This is a genomic window from Streptomyces sp. NPDC093071 (assembly GCF_044754545.1).
Lineage (GTDB): Bacteria > Actinomycetota > Actinomycetes > Streptomycetales > Streptomycetaceae > Streptomyces.
Genome location: NZ_JBIVPH010000009.1, coordinates 188,987 through 205,434 on the forward strand (window position 1 = coordinate 188,987; position 16,448 = coordinate 205,434).

Annotated in this window: 18 protein-coding genes; 8 read left to right on the top strand and 10 right to left on the bottom strand. The window is 72.8% G+C overall.

Annotated features, from left to right (window positions below; all coding sequences use genetic code 11):
• Positions 1 to 171 precede the first annotated feature (171 nt).
• Complete coding sequence (locus tag ACIQD7_RS27790) at positions 172 to 1,443, top strand: MFS transporter (protein WP_402445104.1); 1,272 nt, start codon at positions 172 to 174, stop codon at positions 1,441 to 1,443.
• A gap of 27 nt (positions 1,444 to 1,470) precedes the next feature.
• Here ACIQD7_RS27790 and ACIQD7_RS27795 read toward each other — a convergent pair whose 3' ends face one another.
• A complete protein-coding gene (locus ACIQD7_RS27795; protein WP_121832723.1) occupies positions 1,471 to 2,055 on the bottom strand; it encodes a suppressor of fused domain protein in 585 nt (194 codons plus the stop codon).
• Between the two features lie 473 nt (positions 2,056 to 2,528).
• Between ACIQD7_RS27795 and ACIQD7_RS27800 the strand changes: the two genes are divergently transcribed.
• Positions 2,529 to 3,656, top strand: a complete 1,128-nt coding sequence (locus ACIQD7_RS27800) for a magnesium and cobalt transport protein CorA (RefSeq protein ID WP_402445107.1) — start codon at positions 2,529 to 2,531, stop codon at positions 3,654 to 3,656.
• 28 nt (positions 3,657 to 3,684) lie between these two features.
• Positions 3,685 to 4,194 (top strand): hypothetical protein, encoded by a 510-nt coding sequence (locus ACIQD7_RS27805; RefSeq protein WP_161371628.1) that lies wholly within the window; start codon positions 3,685 to 3,687, stop codon positions 4,192 to 4,194.
• A 54-nt stretch (positions 4,195 to 4,248) separates the two neighbouring features.
• Here ACIQD7_RS27805 and ACIQD7_RS27810 read toward each other — a convergent pair whose 3' ends face one another.
• Positions 4,249 to 5,004, bottom strand: coding sequence for a hypothetical protein (locus ACIQD7_RS27810; RefSeq protein ID WP_402445109.1), 756 nt, complete (start codon positions 5,002 to 5,004; stop codon positions 4,249 to 4,251).
• Positions 5,005 to 5,288: 284 nt separating this feature from the next.
• Between ACIQD7_RS27810 and ACIQD7_RS27815 the strand changes: the two genes are divergently transcribed.
• Genes ACIQD7_RS27815 through ACIQD7_RS27825 form a run of 3 tightly spaced genes read left to right on the top strand, consistent with a single transcriptional unit; the run spans position 5,289 to position 8,303 of the window.
• A complete protein-coding gene (locus ACIQD7_RS27815) occupies positions 5,289 to 6,572 on the top strand; it encodes a magnesium transporter MgtE N-terminal domain-containing protein (RefSeq protein WP_402445111.1) in 1,284 nt (427 codons plus the stop codon).
• Complete coding sequence (locus ACIQD7_RS27820) at positions 6,562 to 7,125, top strand: DUF1003 domain-containing protein (RefSeq protein ID WP_121832728.1); 564 nt, start codon at positions 6,562 to 6,564, stop codon at positions 7,123 to 7,125. Before ACIQD7_RS27815 ends, ACIQD7_RS27820 begins: the two co-directional genes overlap by 11 nt.
• 44 nt (positions 7,126 to 7,169) lie before the next feature.
• A complete protein-coding gene (locus ACIQD7_RS27825; protein WP_121832729.1) occupies positions 7,170 to 8,303 on the top strand; it encodes an Mrp/NBP35 family ATP-binding protein in 1,134 nt (377 codons plus the stop codon).
• Between the two features lie 104 nt (positions 8,304 to 8,407).
• Here ACIQD7_RS27825 and ACIQD7_RS27830 read toward each other — a convergent pair whose 3' ends face one another.
• The 5 genes from ACIQD7_RS27830 to sigE all read right to left on the bottom strand — a co-directional run bounded on the left by ACIQD7_RS27830 (position 8,408) and on the right by sigE (position 13,201).
• A complete protein-coding gene (locus ACIQD7_RS27830) occupies positions 8,408 to 9,034 on the bottom strand; it encodes a hypothetical protein (protein ID WP_121832730.1) in 627 nt (208 codons plus the stop codon).
• Between the two features lie 74 nt (positions 9,035 to 9,108).
• The gene (locus ACIQD7_RS27835) at positions 9,109 to 9,576 is read right to left on the bottom strand and encodes a sec-independent translocase (RefSeq protein ID WP_161371630.1); all 468 of its coding nucleotides are present in this window, start codon (positions 9,574 to 9,576) and stop codon (positions 9,109 to 9,111) included.
• A gap of 91 nt (positions 9,577 to 9,667) precedes the next feature.
• Positions 9,668 to 11,428 (bottom strand): S1C family serine protease, encoded by a 1,761-nt coding sequence (locus tag ACIQD7_RS27840; RefSeq protein WP_402445114.1) that lies wholly within the window; start codon positions 11,426 to 11,428, stop codon positions 9,668 to 9,670.
• Between the two features lie 76 nt (positions 11,429 to 11,504).
• On the bottom strand, positions 11,505 to 12,446 hold the full coding sequence (locus ACIQD7_RS27845; RefSeq protein ID WP_402445116.1) for an anti-sigma factor family protein: 942 nt from the start codon (positions 12,444 to 12,446) through the stop codon (positions 11,505 to 11,507).
• Entirely contained in the window at positions 12,443 to 13,201 is a 759-nt protein-coding gene (gene sigE / locus ACIQD7_RS27850; RefSeq protein WP_121833368.1) for an RNA polymerase sigma factor SigE, read from the bottom strand. Before sigE ends, ACIQD7_RS27845 begins: the two co-directional genes overlap by 4 nt.
• A 141-nt stretch (positions 13,202 to 13,342) precedes the next feature.
• Between sigE and ACIQD7_RS27855 the strand changes: the two genes are divergently transcribed.
• The gene (locus ACIQD7_RS27855; protein WP_121833367.1) at positions 13,343 to 14,008 is read left to right on the top strand and encodes an O-methyltransferase; all 666 of its coding nucleotides are present in this window, start codon (positions 13,343 to 13,345) and stop codon (positions 14,006 to 14,008) included.
• Between the two features lie 104 nt (positions 14,009 to 14,112).
• Here the strand turns inward: ACIQD7_RS27855 and ACIQD7_RS27860 are convergent, their stop codons facing one another.
• Entirely contained in the window at positions 14,113 to 14,280 is a 168-nt protein-coding gene (locus tag ACIQD7_RS27860) for a DUF3117 domain-containing protein (protein WP_009997451.1), read from the bottom strand.
• 311 nt (positions 14,281 to 14,591) lie between these two features.
• Between ACIQD7_RS27860 and ACIQD7_RS27865 the strand changes: the two genes are divergently transcribed.
• Positions 14,592 to 15,395 (top strand): enoyl-CoA hydratase/isomerase family protein, encoded by an 804-nt coding sequence (locus ACIQD7_RS27865; RefSeq protein ID WP_402445118.1) that lies wholly within the window; start codon positions 14,592 to 14,594, stop codon positions 15,393 to 15,395.
• Here ACIQD7_RS27865 and ACIQD7_RS27870 read toward each other — a convergent pair.
• Together ACIQD7_RS27870 and ACIQD7_RS27875 are read right to left on the bottom strand one after the other, a co-directional pair.
• A complete protein-coding gene (locus ACIQD7_RS27870; RefSeq protein WP_402445120.1) occupies positions 15,392 to 16,003 on the bottom strand; it encodes a DNA-3-methyladenine glycosylase I in 612 nt (203 codons plus the stop codon). The two genes, ACIQD7_RS27865 and ACIQD7_RS27870, sit on opposite strands and share 4 nt — an antisense overlap.
• Entirely contained in the window at positions 16,000 to 16,392 is a 393-nt protein-coding gene (locus tag ACIQD7_RS27875) for a hypothetical protein (RefSeq protein ID WP_402445122.1), read from the bottom strand. The genes ACIQD7_RS27870 and ACIQD7_RS27875 overlap by 4 nt, the downstream gene beginning before the upstream one ends.
• Positions 16,393 to 16,448: the final 56 nt, after the last annotated feature.

Sequence of the window (16,448 nt, forward strand, 5' to 3'; positions counted from 1 at the left end):
CCCGAACGATCACCCGTCCGACACGGGCCGCCCACTCGCACATCCCTTCCGCTATACCCGCACTTCGCCTCCCCATATAAGTGTAGCTTGCACTTATTAGGCCGTCTAACTTATTCTGTGGACGCCCCCACCATCACGCGCCCATCCGGACACGACGGAGGAACGACCCCCATGGAGAGAGAAGAAGCGCCCGCCGGAGAAGTCCTCGCCGGAGAAGCGCTCGCCGGAGAAGCCCCCACCGGCGAAAGCCTCCTGCGCCAGCCCCCGGCCGTCTGGGCCACGGCCGGCGCCTCGGTCGTGGCCTTCATGGGCATCGGCCTCGTCGACCCGATCCTGCCGTCGATCGCCCAGGGCCTGCACGCGACCCCCAGCCAGGTGTCGCTGCTCTTCACCTCGTACTTCCTGATCACCGCCGTCGCGATGCTGGTCACCGGCTTCGTCTCCAGCCGCATCGGCGGTCGCGGAACCCTGCTCGCCGGACTCGCGCTCGTCGTCGTCTTCGCCGGACTCGCGGGCACCTCCGACACCGTCGGCCAGCTCGTCGGCTTCCGGGCCGGCTGGGGCCTCGGCAACGCGCTCTTCGTCTCGACCTCGCTCGCCGTCATCGTCGGCGCGGCGGCCGGCGGCAGCGCGGCGGCGATCCTGCTCTACGAGTCGGCGCTCGGCCTCGGCATGGCCTGCGGGCCGCTGCTCGGCGCCGTCCTCGGCGACGCGAGCTGGCGCTACCCCTTCTTCGGCACCGCCGCCCTGATGGCGATCGGCTTCCTCTGCATCACGGTCTTCCTCAAGGAGCAGCCGAAGCCGGCCCGGAAGACCTCCCTGCTCGACCCGCTCCGGGCGCTGGGCCACGGCGGCCTCGCCTCGGCCGCGGCGGCGGCGTTCTTCTACAACTACGCGTTCTTCACCGTGCTCGCCTTCACCCCGTTCGTGCTGAACATGACGCCGTACAAGTCCGGCGCGGTGTTCTTCGCCTGGGGCGTGCTGCTCGCCGTCTTCTCGGTGCTCGTCGCACCCCGGCTCCAGCGCCGGTTCGGCTCGCTCACGGTGCTCACCGGCTCGCTGGTGCTGCTCGCGGCGGACGTGGTGGTGCTCGGTTACGGCGGTCACACCACCGCGATCGTCTGCACGGTCCTGTCGGGCGCGTTCATCGGCGTCAACAACACCGTCTTCACCGAGCTGGCCCTCGGCGTCTCGGACGCCCCGCGCCCGGTCGCGAGCGCGGGCTACAACTTCGTCCGCTGGTTCGCCGCGGCGGCCGCCCCGTACTTCGCCCCGAAGATCGAGGAGTGGACCGACGTCCACGTGCCGTTCCTGGTGGCCGGCGCGGCGGCGCTGCTCGGCGCCGCCGTCGTCGTGGTCCGCCGCACCGCCCTCACCCACGAGGCCGAGGAGCTGGCCCCCGGACACGCCACCGAGGACGGTGTCGGCGTCTTCGCCGACTGACCGGCGGCACGAAGGAGTCGGGGACCCTCAGTCGAGGGGCACGGACCCGCGCAGAGGATCCCGCAGGTCCGTCCCCCGCGCCAGCCAGCGCTCCTCCAGGGCCTGCGCCCCGTGCACCCGCTTCCACGCCGCCTCGTTCGACGTCATCGGCAGCAGCGGCAGGAACCGCACCGGGTCCATCGGCTCGTCCAGGTCCAGGTCCTCGACCAGGCCGCCGGACTCCGCCACCAGGACCGAGGTGAAGGGGGCGCCGGGCCAGAGCGGGTCGCCCACGTCCAGCGAGGCGCCGGGGGCCACGATCACGCCCTCGACCTGCGGGGTGGCGGCGAGCACCGCGAGCGGGCGCAGCACCTTGTCGGTGTCGGCGAGCCCGGCCCGCACGGTGAGGACGAGTTCCGCGCGCGGGCCCTTTACCGGATCGGCGAGCGCGGCGGTCGGATCGGCCATCGGCTGCGCGGACATCCCGAGGGTCGCGTACCGCACGAGATCGCCCTCGACGAAGCGGAGCACCTCGATCCGGTCCGTGCCGAGGAACGTCACCGCGGCGCGCGCGTCCGGTTCCCCCAGGGCCGTACGCAACCGGGCCTCGACCAGAGCAAGAACTTCTCCCATGGGTTGAGCATAAAGCGCGTATGGAACGGGCAAAGGACAGGATTGACCCTCTGTCGGCTGATAGCCTTGGCCGCTGGCCGGGAGTGCTGGATCCCCCGACCACTCGTCACACGTCATCCCCCACGGGGGACCGGCCGGAGGAGGTGGGGCTGCGATGGACCGAAGTCGGTCGGGCAGTACCAGCGGCTCTTCCGCCCCGCACCCCAGCCCGGTGCGCTTTTCCTCCCGGTGATTCCGGGTACGCGATTCCAGGACCGCGCGATCCTCCGGTCCGTACGGACCCGCGACCCCCTTCTCCGGCATCTCGCACGACGGAAGAGCACTTCGCCCTCGCTTGTCCGTAGCGAATGTCTGTAGCGAACGCCGTCACCGCGATCCTCCGGTGCCGCCCGCTTTGTGGACGACGTAGCTCCACGTCCCCATTCCGGGCTGTGCCACGCTCGCCGACGGCCTCTCCGTGAAGGAGCATGCCCATGTCGATGATCCGTGACCTGCGCGCCGCCGTCCGTCCGAGCCTGCGGCACCCCCTGCGCAAGACCCCCACCACGTACACCGCGTACGACCCCACCCGCGACCACTCGGCGTCCACCGCCGTCGTGGACTGCGCCGTCTACCGCGACGGGCGCCGGGCCGAGGACGACGAATGCCTGACCCCGCGCGGCGCGATGCGGCGCGTGCGGGAGAAGGGCGGCTTCGCCTGGATCGGCCTGCACGAGCCGACCGAGGCCGAATTCGCCGGCATCGCGGCCGAGTTCGGGCTGCACCCGCTCGCCGTCGAGGACGCCGTCCACGCCCACCAGCGGCCCAAGCTGGAGCGGTACGACGACACCCTCTTCACCGTCTTCAAGACGATCCACTACGTCGAGCACACCGAACTCACCGCGACCAGCGAGGTCGTCGAGACCGGCGAGGTCATGTGCTTCACCGGCCCCGACTTCGTCATCACCGTCCGGCACGGCGGCCAGGGCTCCCTGCGCAACCTGCGCCACCGCCTCCAGGGCGAGCCCGAGCTGCTGTGCAAGGGCCCCTCGGCCGTCCTGCACGCCATCGCGGACCACGTCGTCGACGGCTACATCGCGGTCGCCGACGCCGTCGAACTCGACATCGACCAGGTGGAGATCGACGTCTTCTCACCCGCCGTGAAGGGCTCCACGCGCGGCACGGACACCGGCCGGATCTACCAGCTCAAGCGCGAGGTCCTCGAGTTCAAGCGGGCCGTCACCCCGCTGCTCCGGCCGATGCAGCTGCTCAGCGAGCGGCCGATGCGGCTCGTGGACCCGGACATCCAGAAGTACTTCCGGGACGTCGCGGACCACCTCGCCCGCGTCCAGGAGCAGGTCGTCGGCTTCGACGAGCTGCTCAACTCGATCCTCCAGGCCAACCTGGCGCAGGCGACCGTCGCGCAGAACGAAGACATGCGCAAGATCACCTCGTGGGCGGCGATCGTCGCCGTCCCCACGGCGGTCTGCGGGGTGTACGGCATGAACTTCGACCACATGCCGGAGCTGCACTGGAAGTACGGCTACCCGATGGTGCTGACCGGCATCGTCGTGGTCTGCCTCACCATCCACCGCACCCTCAAGCGCAACGGCTGGCTGTAGCCCGGACCCGGGTGGATAGGCTGCGGCCATGACCGATCAGTCGCTCGGGCCCGCCCTCGTCGAGGAGGCCACCAAGAAGTCCGGCCTGGTGTGGGTGCGCGGCACCGGGCCCGCCCGCGCGCTCTGGCACGTCTGGCACGACGGCGCCGCGTTCGTCGTCGGCGACGGCCCCGGCGAGCAGCCGCTGCCGGGCCTGGTGGACGGCGGGACGGCCGAGGTGACGGTCCGCAGCAAGGACAAGGGTGGCCGGATCGTCGCCTGGACGGCCGCCGTGCGCGAGCTCGCCGCCGGTACGGAGGAGTGGGACGCGGCCGTCGCGGAGCTGAAGGGCAAGCGGCTCAACGCGCCCGACGGCGAGGCGATGCCGGGCCGCTGGGCGCGCGAGTGCCGGGTGGTGCGGCTGGACCCCCGGGAGATCGCCGCGGAGCTGCCGGACGGCTCCCTGGCGGCCGTACCGCTGCCGACGGGGGCCACGACCCGGCGTCCCGCGCCGGCCGCGCTCCCCCGGCTGCTCCTGAAGCGCCGCAAGCGCCGCTGAGAAGCCGGGGAGCCGGGAAGCCTGGAGCCGGGAAGCCGGGAGCCCGCTTCCCCCTCAGGCGCGGGGCAGCTGCTTGCCGTAGTCCACGGTCTCGTCCTTCGTCGGCGCGGCGAGCGGGAAGTCCTTGTTCCAGTCGGAGAGCATCACCACGCCCCCGCCGCCGCCCCGCGCGAACTGCACGGGGTACGGGGAGCCGTCCAGGGCCACGTCGAGGACGCCGCCCTCGCCGTCCGCGCCGCCCTTGACCTTGATCGTGCGGACCGCGCCGACCCGGGTGCGGTCGCCCTTGACCTTCTCGCCGTGCAGCCCGATCAGCCCGTCGAGCAGCGGCTTCATGTCGGTGAAGCCGCGCAGCTGCTTGTACGAGGGGTCGTCCTGCGGCACCTTCACGTACTTGCCGTCGAGCTTCTCGGCGGCCTCGGCGTCCGCCTTCGTCGGCTTGTCGTCGCCCTTGTCGTGGGACCAGAAGCCGGCGTCGGCCTTCAGGTAGAGCGTGTCCCCGACCCGCATCAGCTCGAAGGTGCTGTTCCTCGTCGTCACCGAACCGGTGGCGCCGCCCTGCTTGAGCCGCATGTTCAGCTTGAAGGTGCCGCCCTTGCTGACCAGGGTGCCGGCCAGGCGCACCGCCTTCGCCGCGTCCGCCACGGTCCGCGCCTCGCGCTCGATGTCGGGGGCGGCGAGCCGCCCGACCCCGTTGGTCCCCTCGTCCGGGTCGGCGGCGCAGGCCGTGAGCCCCGCCGTCAGTCCGGCGCAGAGCGCCAGGGGCACGACGGCCCCGCGGATACGCGATGACGGGGTGCGGACGGTCATCTGCGCTGCCTCTCGTGTCGTGCGGGCGTACGGCGCCGGGCCCCGGCCGGGCGGAAGGGCGGGGTCCGGTACCGCCGGCGGTACCGGGGGTTCCGGCTCCGGTACCGGGGTAACAGCAGACCGCAGCGTACCCGGGCCGGCCGGCGGCCCCCGCAGGCAGCCGTACGGAGGCACTGCCGGAGCGGGGCACAACGGCACGGGCTAGCCTGAACCGGTAGCGCTCCGCGATCACCGGCCGGGCGCTGCGAGGACTCGAATCGTGCGGCACCGAGGAGGCGCGTGGCATGGCGGCAGGCGCCCCCCGGATCTTCGTCTCCCACCTGGCGGGGGTTCCGGTCTTCGACCCCGTCGGCGACCAGGTCGGCCGGGTCAGCGACCTGGTGGCCATGCTGCGGGTCGGCCGCCGGCCCCCGCGCCTGCTCGGAATGGTCGTGGAGGTGCTGAGCCGCCGCCGGGTCTTCGTGCCGATGACCCGGATCACCGGCGTCGAGTCCGGGCAGGTCATCACCACCGGCGTGGTCAACATGCGCCGGTTCGAGCAGCGGCCCACCGAGCGGCTCGTCCTCGGCGAGCTCCTCGACCGGCGGGTCCGGCTCGTGGGGACCGACGGGCGGGAGGGCGAGGAGGTCACCGTCCTCGACGTCGCCATCCAGCAGCTGCCCGCCCGCCGCGACTGGGAGATCGACAAGGTCTTCGTCCGCAAGGGCAAGGGCGGGGCGCTGCGCCGCAAGGGCGAGACGCTGACCGTCGAGTGGTCGGCCGTCACCGGCTTCTCCCTGGAGGAGCACGGCCAGGGCGCCGAGAACCTGCTCGCCACCTTCGAGAAGCTGCGCCCGGCCGACCTGGCCAACGCGCTGCACCACCTCTCCCCCAAGCGGCGCGCCGAGGTGGCCGCGGCCCTCGACGACGACCGGCTGGCGGACGTCCTGGAGGAGCTGCCCGAGGACGACCAGATCGAGATCCTCGGCAAGCTGAAGGAGGAGCGCGCGGCCGACGTCCTGGAGGCGATGGATCCGGACGACGCGGCCGACCTGCTGTCCGAGCTGCCGGAGGAGGACCAGGAGCGGCTGCTGACCCTGATGCAGCCGGACGACGCGGCGGACGTACGCCGCCTCCTCGCGTACGAGGAGCGCACGGCGGGCGGTCTGATGACGACGGAGCCGATCGTGCTGCGGCCGGACGCGACCGTCGCGGACGCGCTGGCCCGGGTCCGCCAGCAGGACCTGTCCCCGGCGCTCGCCGCGCAGGTGTACGTGTGCCGGCCGCCGGACGAGACGCCGACCGGGAAGTACCTGGGCACGGTGCACTTCCAGCGGCTGCTGCGGGACCCGCCGTTCACCCTGGTCAGCTCGATCGTGGACAGCGACCTGCCGCCGCTCGGGCCGGACACCCCGCTGCCGGCCGTCACCAGCTACCTCGCCGCGTACAACATGGTCGCCGCGCCCGTCGTGGACGAGAGCGGTTCCCTGCTCGGCGCGGTGACCGTCGACGACGTGCTCGACCACCTGCTGCCGGACGACTGGCGCGAGACCGAGTTCCACGAGGAGGGGGCCGGGCATGGCCGCTGAACGCACGCAGGACCGCGAGCGGGACCGGGAGCGGTCCGTGCCCCGGATCCGGCTCGACCTGCCGCGCGAGCGGCGGGCCCGGTTGCTGCCGGAGTACGACCCCGAGGCCTTCGGGCGGATGTCGGAGCGGATCGCCCGCTTCCTGGGGACCGGGCGGTTCCTGGTCTGGATGACGCTGACGATCGTCGTCTGGGTGCTGTGGAACATCTTCGCGCCGGGGGCGCTGAAGTTCGACGAGTACCCGTTCATCTTCCTGACCCTCGCGCTGTCCCTCCAGGCCTCGTACGCGGCGCCGCTGATCCTGCTCGCCCAGAACCGGCAGGACGACCGGGACCGGGTCAACCTCGAACAGGACCGGAAGCAGAACGAGCGGTCGATCGCGGACACCGAGTACCTGACGCGGGAGATCGCGGCGCTGCGCATGGGCCTGGGCGAGGTCGCCACGCGCGACTGGATCCGCTCGGAGCTCCAGGACCTCCTGAAGGAGATGGAGGAGCGCCGGGATCTATTCCCGTCCGGCGGCGGCCGGGGAAGTGACGTACCCGACCGTTGACGGCCCTTTCATGGGGCGGTGGTCGGCGCCGTACCATCGTCGGTATGGCTACGGAAGACGCGGTGCTCGCGGCACTGGCGACGGTGAACGACCCTGAGATCAACAAGCCGATCACTGAGCTCGGCATGGTCAAGTCGGTGGAGATCGAACCGGACGGCAGGGTCGCCGTCACGGTCTACCTGACCGTCGCCGGATGCCCCATGCGCGACACCATCACCCAGCGGGTGACCGATGCCGTGTCCCGCGTCGAGGGCGTCACCGCCGTCGACGTGTCGCTGGACGTGATGGGCGACGAGCAGCGCAAGGAGCTGGCGGCGGCGCTGCGCGGCACCGGCGCCGAGCGCGAGGTGCCCTTCGCGAAGCCGGGCTCGCTGACCCGGGTGTACGCGGTGGCGTCCGGCAAGGGCGGCGTCGGCAAGTCGTCCGTGACCGTCAACCTGGCGGCCGCGATGGCCGCCGACGGGCTGAAGGTCGGCGTCGTGGACGCCGACATCTACGGCCACAGCGTGCCCCGGATGCTGGGCGCGGACGGGCGTCCGACCCAGGTCGAGAACATGATCATGCCGCCGTCGGCGAACGGCGTGAAGGTCATCTCGATCGGCATGTTCACCCCGGGCAACGCGCCGGTGGTGTGGCGCGGCCCGATGCTGCACCGCGCGCTCCAGCAGTTCCTCGCGGACGTGTACTGGGGCGACCTGGACGTCCTCCTGCTCGACCTGCCGCCGGGCACCGGCGACATCGCGATCTCGGTCGCGCAGCTCGTGCCGAACGCGGAGATCCTGGTCGTCACGACCCCGCAGCAGGCGGCGGCCGAGGTCGCCGAGCGGGCCGGTTCGATCGCCGTCCAGACGCACCAGAAGATCGTCGGCGTCGTGGAGAACATGGCGGGCCTGCCGTGTCCGCACTGCGACGAGATGGTGGACGTGTTCGGCACGGGCGGCGGCCAGAAGGTCGCGGACGGGCTGACGCAGACCACGGGCGCGACGGTCCCGGTCCTCGGCTCGATCCCGATCGACGTGCGGCTGCGCGAGGGCGGCGACGACGGCAGGCCGGTCGTCCTGTCCGACCCCGACTCCCCCGCCGGCGCGGCGCTCCGCGCCATCGCGGGCAAGCTGGGCGGCCGCCAGCGCGGCCTGTCGGGCATGAGCCTGGGCATCACGCCGCGCAACAAGTTCTGAGCGGTTCGCGAAGATCTGGGCGGTTCGCGAAATTCTGAGCCGTTCGTGAAGAGAGGAAGGGCGCCCCGGTTCGCCGGGGCGCCCTTCCGCCGTTTCCGCCGTCCTCAGGCGTACGCGTCGAGGTCCTTGATCTGCGAGAACCCGAGCCCGTACGCGCTCATCCCCCGCCCGTACGCCCCCAGGTGGACGCCCGCAGCCGAGCCGGCCAGGACCCAGCCGAACTCGGACTCGCGGTAGTGGAAGGGCACCGGCACCCCGTCCACGGGCAGCGAGAGCGTCGTCCAGGCGGGCCCGTCGAGGTCGTCGGCGAGCTCGAAGGCCGTCTCGGTCTGCTGGTCCAGCCAGTGGTCGCGGGTCACGTGGTCGAGCGAGGCCGGCCAGGTGTGGACGAGCAGTCCGGAGCCGGCCAGCCAGGCGGCGGAGGAGACCGTGGTGGCGTCGAGGACGCCCGTCCCGTCGCCGGTCCGCCGGACGGGGCTCGCCGCGACCGTCACGACGACGGCGAAACGCTCCTTCTCCGCCGCGCTCGCGTCCGACTTTATCGACGGCACGTCACCGTGCCCGGTCGATCCGTGCTGCACGCTGCCGTCGGCCGCCGTGCCGACCTGCATCAGCCGACGTGGCCCGGTGAACGCCTCGTCGAGGCCGTACCAGGCGAAGGGCGCCCGCAGGTAGCCCTCGTCGATCCGCCGGGCCGCGGGCGTGCCCTCCACCCGGCTCGTGGTCTCCATCTAGGCCGCCTCCTCGTTCCGTCAACAGAGCGAGGATAGCCACCGGGGCGCGCCGGATCGGTGACAGCCCGTCGTCAGGTCGCGTCGGAGTCGTACGGGGGCCGCTCGCCGGCGTCCGGCTTGTCCTGCTTCTTGAGGAGGTCCGGGGTGCCCGCCGGGGCGCCGCCGACCGGTGCTCCGGCGCCCGCCGAGCCGTTGACGGCGGGCAGGGTCTCGCGGCCGTGGACCGCGTCGGCGACCTCGTTCATCTCCTTCTTGAGGTCGAAGGTGCCGCGCAGCTCCCTCAGCTCCCGGAGGTCCTCGTTGCTCTCCATCTGCTTGCGGAGGAACGTCTTGGGGTTGAGGTCCTCGAACTCGAAGTCCTTGAACTCCGGCCCCAGCTCGCTGCGGATGTCGTTCTTCGCGCTGTCGGAGAACTCGCGGATCTTCCGGACGAAGCGGGAGACGTCCTGGATCACCTTCGGGAGCTTGTCCGGCCCGAAGACGAGCACGGCGAGGACGACGAGCGTCACCAGCTCGAGTGCGCCTATGTCGCTGAACACCTGATAGCTCCTTCACGCCGGTCCGGGGCCCGGTCCACGGTACCCGCCGAAACCGCCGGGCGGGTACCTCGTGGTGTCGGCCGCATGGCGCTCAGGTGCCCTGCGAGGAGCCGAGCGTCAGCGTCTTTGTCAGCTCTTTGCCGTCGCGGTCCAGGGTGAGCTCCAGGCGGTCGCCGGGGCGGTGGGCGCGGATCTTCACGATGAGCTCCTCGCCGTTGTGCACGCGCTGGCCGTCGACCTTGGTGATGACGTCGCCGGGGCGGAGTCCCGCCTTGGCGGCCGGGCCGCCGGGCGTGACGGAGGCGGTGCCGTCCTTGCCCTTCTCGCCGACGCGGGCGCCGTCGCCGTCGTACTGCATGTCGAGGCTCACGCCGATGACCGGGTGGGTGGCCTTCCCGGTCCTGATGAGCTCCTCGGCGACCCGCTTGCCCTGGTTGATCGGTATGGCGAAGCCGAGGCCGATGGAGCCGGGCTGGCTCGCGCCGCCGCCCTCGCCGTCGCCGCCGGAGCCGCCGGCCGCGCGGATCGCGCTGTTGATGCCGATGACCCGGGCCTTGGAGTCGAGGAGGGGACCGCCGGAGTTGCCGGGGTTGATGGGGGCGTCGGTCTGGAGCGCGTCGACGTAGCTGATGTCGCTGCCGTCGCCCTTCTCGCCGCCCGCGGTGATCGGGCGCTCCTTGGCGCTGATGATGCCGGAGGTGACGGTGTTGGAGAGGTCGAAGGGGGCGCCGATGGCGACGACGGGGTCCCCGACGCGCACGTTGTCGGAGTTGCCCAGCGGCAGGGGCTTGAGGCCGGAGACGCCGGTGACCTGGACGACGGCCAGGTCGTAGCCGGTGTCCTTGCCGACGAGCTTGGCACGGGCGGTCTCGCCGCTGGAGAAGGTCACCGAGATGTCGGCGGAGGACCGGGCCCCGTCCACGACGTGGTTGTTGGTGAGGATGTGGCCCTTGGTGTTCAGGACGAAGCCGGTGCCGGTGCCGGAGGAGCCGCTGCCCTTGACGTGCAGGGTGACCACGCCGGGCAGGGCGCTGGCGGCGATCCCGGCCACGCTGTCGGGGGCGCGGCCGGTGTCCTCGGCGGCGGCCTGGGGCAGCTCGACGGTGGTGAGCCCGCCGTTCCGCTCGACGTAGGCGCCGATCCCGCCGCCGATGACGCCGGTGAGCAGCGCGAAGACGAGCGCTCCCGCGACGGCGAGGCCCTTCCGGGACCTCTTCGCGGGCGCGGGCGGAAGCGCGGGACCGCCGACGCCCCAGGGGTCGTACTGCCCCCAGGGCGCGGGGCCCTGCGGCTGCGGCGGTACGGGGGGTACGGGGTGCCCGGGGCCCTGCTGGGGCGGTACGGGGCCGGGGAGGCGCTGCACGGGCGGCGCGGGCGCCCACGGGCCGGGCTCGCCGTAGGGCGGCGTCCGGTACTCGTCGGGGGCGTGCAGGGGCTGCGCCTGTGACGCCTGTGCCTGTGCCTGCGGCGCGGGGGCCGGGTCCGCCGGAGGCGCGGGGGGCGCGGAGACGGGCTCGGGCGCCGGGACCTGGGCCTGCTCCGGCACCTGGCCCCGGTCCTGGCCTTGGCCTTGGTCCATGTCCTGTCCCCGGTCCCGCTCCTGTCCCCGGTCCCGCTCCTGGCCCTGCGGGTCGCCCTTGGTCAGGACGACGGAGGGCGCGGGGGGCTGCTCGGCCGGGGCGGCCGGGGCGGCCGGGGCGGCCGCCACCGGCGGTTCCGGGGTCGCCTGCGGCTGCGGCGCGGGCAGGGGGAAGTCGCCCTCGCCGTCACCGGACGGAGGCGGCGAGGGTATCCGCGCCGCCTCCGGTGTGCTCGAAGGACGGCTCCACCAGTTCGGCTTCCCGTTGTTCATGCTCTCCCCGCAACCGCTGACCCGTCCGCGCCCCTGGATCGGGCGCGACTGTCCCTGGATTCAACCAGGTCGCGGGTCAACGGGGGGAGCCGAGAGGCGCGGTCGTCGGGCTCGGCGCCGGACTGGGTCCGGGGGCGAAGGCCGGCGGCAGGGCCGGTCCCGTCTGCCGGACGTACGGCGCGAGGGGGAGTAGGGATCGGGAAGGCGGGTACGAGAGGCCCACGGCGACCAGGGGCGGGGTGAAGGAGCGCGCCATCAACGGGACCGCGGCCGCCACGGGCGCCTGCGGGACCGCCGCGGGAGTGACCGCGGCGAGCGGCTCGGCGGCGACGGCCTGCGCGCCCGTGCGCTCGCCGGAACGCGTGCCGCGGCCGAGGGACGTGCTGCCCGTGCCGGTGCCGCCGGTGGCGGCGCGCAGCGGGGTGACCGCGCTGCCCGTGCCCTGGCCACCGCGCCCGCCCGCGTTCACCGACGCGTCCAGCGGCAGGGTGCCGCCGAGGGCGATGGCCGCGAACGAGACGGCGCTGGCCGCCGCGAAGGCGAAGCGCCGGCCCCGGCCGCCGGAGCCCGAGGGGCGGTCACCCACCTCGTGTATGCGGAAGCCGGTGACGGGCCGCACCGGGTGCGGGGTGACGACCGCCGCCGTGGCGAAGCCGTCCGACTTCAGCCCCCCGGCTCCCAGGAGCTCTTCGAGGGGGCTTTTCGGACCCCCCGTGCCCCTGAGGTCCCCCGGGTCTCCCGGGGCGCCGGGATCTCCCGACGGTCCACCGGGTCCTCCGGGAAGGCCCTGGAGCCGTGCGAGGAAGCCCTCGGAGGGCGGCGGGGGCGCGGCGGAGGCGAAGACGCTCTTCAGGGTGCGCTGCGCGTCGGCCTCGGCCTTGCAGCGGGCACAGGTCGCGAGGTGGGCGAGGACCCGCTCGCGGGCGTCGTGGCCCAGCTCGCCGTCGACGAGCGCGGCGAGCCGGTCCCCGAGGTGGTGCTCCGCGGGGGTCGGTGACGTGGGGAGTGTGCCGCTCACGCTGTGCCCGCCTCCCATCCGACGGAGGCGAGCGCACGCTCCGCCCGGGCCTCGGGCGAGCGGTGCTTGAGCGCCTTGCGAAGGTGGGAGCGCCCGCGGTGGATCCGGCTGCGGACGGTGCCGAGCTTCACGCCGAGGGTGGCGGCGATCTCCTCGTACGACAGTCCTTCGATGTCGCAGAGGACGACGGCCGCGCGGAACTCGGGCGCGAGGGTGTCGAGGGCCTGCTGCACGTCGGCGTCGAAGTGCGTGTCGTTGAAGGCCTGCTGCGGCGAGGGCTCGCGGCTGGGCAGCCGCTCGGCGGCGTCGTCGGCGAGCGCGTCGAAGCGGATGCGCTGCTTGCGGCGGACCATGTCGAGGAAGAGGTTGGTGGTGATGCGGTGGAGCCAGCCCTCGAAGGTGCCCGGGGTGTACGTCGACAGCGAGCGGAAGACGCGGACGAAGACCTCCTGGGTCAGGTCCTCGGCGTCGTGCTGGTTGCCCGTGAGGCGGTAGGCGAGGCGGTAGACCCGGCCACTGTGCGTGCTGACGATCTCCTCCCACGTGGGAGGGGTCCACGCCTGCGATTCCGCATCCGATGCGAAGGTCGCGGTGGTGGGTGCGGAGTCGGCGGTGCGGAAACGGTCAGCGGTGTCGGTCACGGATTTCGGCTCACCCGCCGACCTGAGAAGACGCCGAAGCACTCCTCCCCGATCCACAGGCGCAGCCGCACCTCCCCTGTCGGCTCTGGTGGTGTCCAGTGGAGCCCCTACCATAGCCACCTCGCCCGTTAGTTCCGGATAAGAATCTTTACGCGAATTTGGAACCGGCTCGCCCGGCTGCCTCCGTCGCGTCCCTCCCCTGGTGAACGCCCGGTCCCATCTGCGGGTTCCCGCCGGCAGCGGATACAGTCACCGTTGCGTCAACTACGGGGACAGGAGAGGGCCATTACCGCCAACCGGCAGACGAGCTGGGCGTTCGCCGACGCCTTTGTCGCCGAGGACGAAGCACTGCGCTGGGCCCGCGAGCGGGCCCTGGAGGCGGGCTTCCCCTCGGTGTCGCCGGGCACCGGCGGGGCGCTGCGCCTGCTCGCCGCGACGGCGGACGCCAAGGCGGTGGCGGAGATCGGCACCGGCACGGGCGTGTCGGGCATCTATCTGCTGCTCGGGATGCGGCCGGACGGGGTCCTGACGACGGTGGACCTCCAGCCGGAGCGGCAGCAGCTGGCGAAGACGGCCTTCCGGGCTGCGGGCTTCGCGGGCAACCGGGCCCGGTTCATCCCCGGCCGCGCCCTGGACGTGCTGCCCCGGCTCGCGGACGGCGGGTACGACCTCGTGTTCTGCGACGGCGACCGGCTCGAGTACCTGGACTACCTCGCTGAATCGTTGCGCCTGCTGCGACCTGGGGGTCTGGTCTGCTTCGAGGGCGTCTTCGCGGACGGCCGGACGATCGACTCGTCGGCGCAGCCGGCGGAGGTGCAGCGGGTGCGCGAGCTGCTGCGCGCGGTGCGGGAGAGCCAGGACCTGGTGCCCTCGCTGCTGCCGGTGGGCGACGGCCTGCTGTGCGCGGTGCGCCGCGGCTGACCGGAGCCGTACAGCCGGCCGTACACGCCGTGGGGGTACGGAGACACCGCTGCCCCGGCACGGCGGACCGTACCGGGGCAGCGGCGGAAAGCGTGGAGAGAGGGTCAGCCGACGACCTTCTTGAGTGCGTCGCCCAGCGCCTCGGCCTCGTCCGGGGTCAGCTCGACGACAAGCCGACCGCCGCCTTCGAGCGGAACGCGCATGACGATGCCCCGCCCCTCCTTGGTCACCTCGAGCGGGCCGTCACCCGTCCGCGGCTTCATGGCCGCCATGCTTGTTCCCCTTCCTGAAACCAGCCCATAGACAACCGGGCAGCTCCTTGATGTGGAGCACGCGTCACCGGCTTCGAACACATTGCTTCCAGGTCATTATCCCGCATGGCAGGACCCGATGACCAACATCGAATGGCATCGCTTGCGCAACGCGCTCTCTCATAACCCCACATTTCGGCGATCGGCCTGCGATACTTCGCCGCCCGGCGTCCGGCGGGACCCCCTCGTTCTTTGACGCAGCTCACATGTGCGACGGGGGTGATCTCCGCCATGCTGTGCTGGTCAACCACGCGACGAGGCGGAGGAAACCCATGGCCGACACGGTGCTGTACGAGGTGAGCGACGGGCTCGCCACCATCACGCTCAACCGGCCCGAGGCCATGAACGCGCTGAACGTGGCGGCCAAGGTCGCCCTCCGGGACGCGGCGGAGACGGCCGCGTCGGACCCCGCCGTACGGGCGGTGCTGCTCACCGCGGCCGGGGACCGGGCGTTCTGCGTCGGGCAGGACCTGAAGGAGCACGTGGGGCTGCTCCTGGCGGACCAGGAGTCCGGCACGCGCGAGACCATGAACACGGTCCGCGACCACTACAACCCGATCGTCCGGGCCTTCGCCGGGATGCGGAAGCCGGTGGTGGCGGGCGTGAACGGCGTCGCGGCCGGGGCCGGCTTCGGCTTCGCCCTCGCGGCGGACTACCGGGTGGTCGCCGAGACGGCCTCCTTCAACACCTCCTTCGCGGGCGTGGCGCTGACCGCCGACTCGGGCGTGTCCTGGACCCTGCCGCGCCTGATCGGCGCGAGCCGCGCCTCCGACCTGCTGCTCTTCCCGCGCTCGATCAGCGCCCGGGAGGCGTACGAGCTGGGCATCGCGAACCGTCTGGTCCCGGCCGCCGACCTGGCCGCCGAGGCCGAGAAGACCGCCCGGAAGCTCGCGGAGGGCCCGACGGTGGCGTACGCGGCCCTGAAGGAGTCCCTCGCGTACGGCGCCGACCACTCGCTCTCCGAGGCCCTCGGCAAGGAGGAGGAGCTCCAGAACCTGGCGGGCGCGTCGGAGGACCACACCATCGCGGTCCGCGCCTTCGTCGCCAAGGAGAAGCCGGTGTACCTGGGGCGCTAGGAGGCGTCCTGCGGGGCGGCGAGGCGGCCGCCCCGGGCCACGCAGTCCTCCAGGTGGTCGTCGACGAGCCCGCAGGCCTGCATCAGGGCGTAGGCCGTGGTGGGGCCGACGAAGCGGACGCCGCGCTTCTTGAGGGCCTTGGACAGGGCCGTGGACGCGTCGGTGACCGCCGGGACGTCCGCGAGCGTGCGCGGGACCGGGCGGGCCGCCGGGTCGGGCGCGTGGGACCAGATCAGGGCGTCGAGCTCGCCCGGGTCCCAGCCGGCGAGCAGCTTCGCGTTGGCGAGGGTGGCGTCGATCTTGGCCCGGTTGCGGATGATGCCCGCGTCCAGGAGGAGCCGCTCGCGGTCCTCGTCGCCGAAGGCGGCGACGGCCGCGATGCCGAAGCCGGCGAACGCGCGCCGGAAGCCCTCGCGGCGGCGCAGGATCGTGATCCAGGACAGGCCCGACTGGAAGGCCTCCAGGCAGAGCCGCTCGAAGAGGGCGTCGTCGCCGTGGACCGGGCGGCCCCACTCCTCGTCGTGGTACGCCACGTAGTCCTCGGCCGACAGGCCCCAGGGACAGCGCGCGAGGCCGTCCGGGCCGGTGACCGTCCCGCCGGCCGTCACGGGCGGTCGTCCTCGCCGCCGGAGGCGGGCCCGGGAGCGCGGCCGGGCCCGGAGGCCGGTCCGAAGCCGGGGGCCGGGCCGAAGCCGGGGCCGTCGCCCGCGCCCGTGAGCGCCTCCTCCAGCTCGGCGATCCGGGCGTCCCGCTCGGCGAGTTCGGCGCCGAGGCGGACCAGGACGTCGTCCACGTCGGCCATCCGGTAGCCCCGGGCGGCGACGGGGAGGCGGAGCGCCTCGACGTCGGCGCGGTCGACGGGCCGGGTGACCGGCAGGGGGTCGACGAGCTGCTCGGGCGCCACGTCGGGCAGCACCTCGCTGTCGCCGCCGCCGACCACGGCCAGGGTCACCGCGGCCACGACCACGACCATCGTGATGAGCAGAAACCAGAACACCTGCGCGCCTCTTCCCGGAGTGGAAACCGTCCGGTGCCGATCGTGCCATGCGTCAC

What these genes read in the sequence shown, in the direction of transcription:
- ACIQD7_RS27790 (WP_402445104.1), top strand. Translation starts at nt 172, where the DNA reads ATGGAGAGAGAAGAAGCGCCCGCCGGAGAAGTCCTCGCCGGAGAAGCG.
- ACIQD7_RS27795 (WP_121832723.1), bottom strand. Translation starts at nt 2,055, where the DNA reads ATGGGAGAAGTTCTTGCTCTGGTCGAGGCCCGGTTGCGTACGGCCCTG.
- ACIQD7_RS27800 (WP_402445107.1), top strand. Translation starts at nt 2,529, where the DNA reads ATGTCGATGATCCGTGACCTGCGCGCCGCCGTCCGTCCGAGCCTGCGG.
- ACIQD7_RS27805 (WP_161371628.1), top strand. Translation starts at nt 3,685, where the DNA reads ATGACCGATCAGTCGCTCGGGCCCGCCCTCGTCGAGGAGGCCACCAAG.
- ACIQD7_RS27810 (WP_402445109.1), bottom strand. Translation starts at nt 5,004, where the DNA reads ATGACCGTCCGCACCCCGTCATCGCGTATCCGCGGGGCCGTCGTGCCC.
- ACIQD7_RS27815 (WP_402445111.1), top strand. Translation starts at nt 5,289, where the DNA reads ATGGCGGCAGGCGCCCCCCGGATCTTCGTCTCCCACCTGGCGGGGGTT.
- ACIQD7_RS27820 (WP_121832728.1), top strand. Translation starts at nt 6,562, where the DNA reads ATGGCCGCTGAACGCACGCAGGACCGCGAGCGGGACCGGGAGCGGTCC.
- ACIQD7_RS27825 (WP_121832729.1), top strand. Translation starts at nt 7,170, where the DNA reads ATGGCTACGGAAGACGCGGTGCTCGCGGCACTGGCGACGGTGAACGAC.
- ACIQD7_RS27830 (WP_121832730.1), bottom strand. Translation starts at nt 9,034, where the DNA reads ATGGAGACCACGAGCCGGGTGGAGGGCACGCCCGCGGCCCGGCGGATC.
- ACIQD7_RS27840 (WP_402445114.1), bottom strand. Translation starts at nt 11,428, where the DNA reads ATGAACAACGGGAAGCCGAACTGGTGGAGCCGTCCTTCGAGCACACCG.
- sigE (WP_121833368.1), bottom strand. Translation starts at nt 13,201, where the DNA reads ATGGTAGGGGCTCCACTGGACACCACCAGAGCCGACAGGGGAGGTGCG.
- ACIQD7_RS27860 (WP_009997451.1), bottom strand. Translation starts at nt 14,280, where the DNA reads ATGGCGGCCATGAAGCCGCGGACGGGTGACGGCCCGCTCGAGGTGACC.
- ACIQD7_RS27865 (WP_402445118.1), top strand. Translation starts at nt 14,592, where the DNA reads ATGGCCGACACGGTGCTGTACGAGGTGAGCGACGGGCTCGCCACCATC.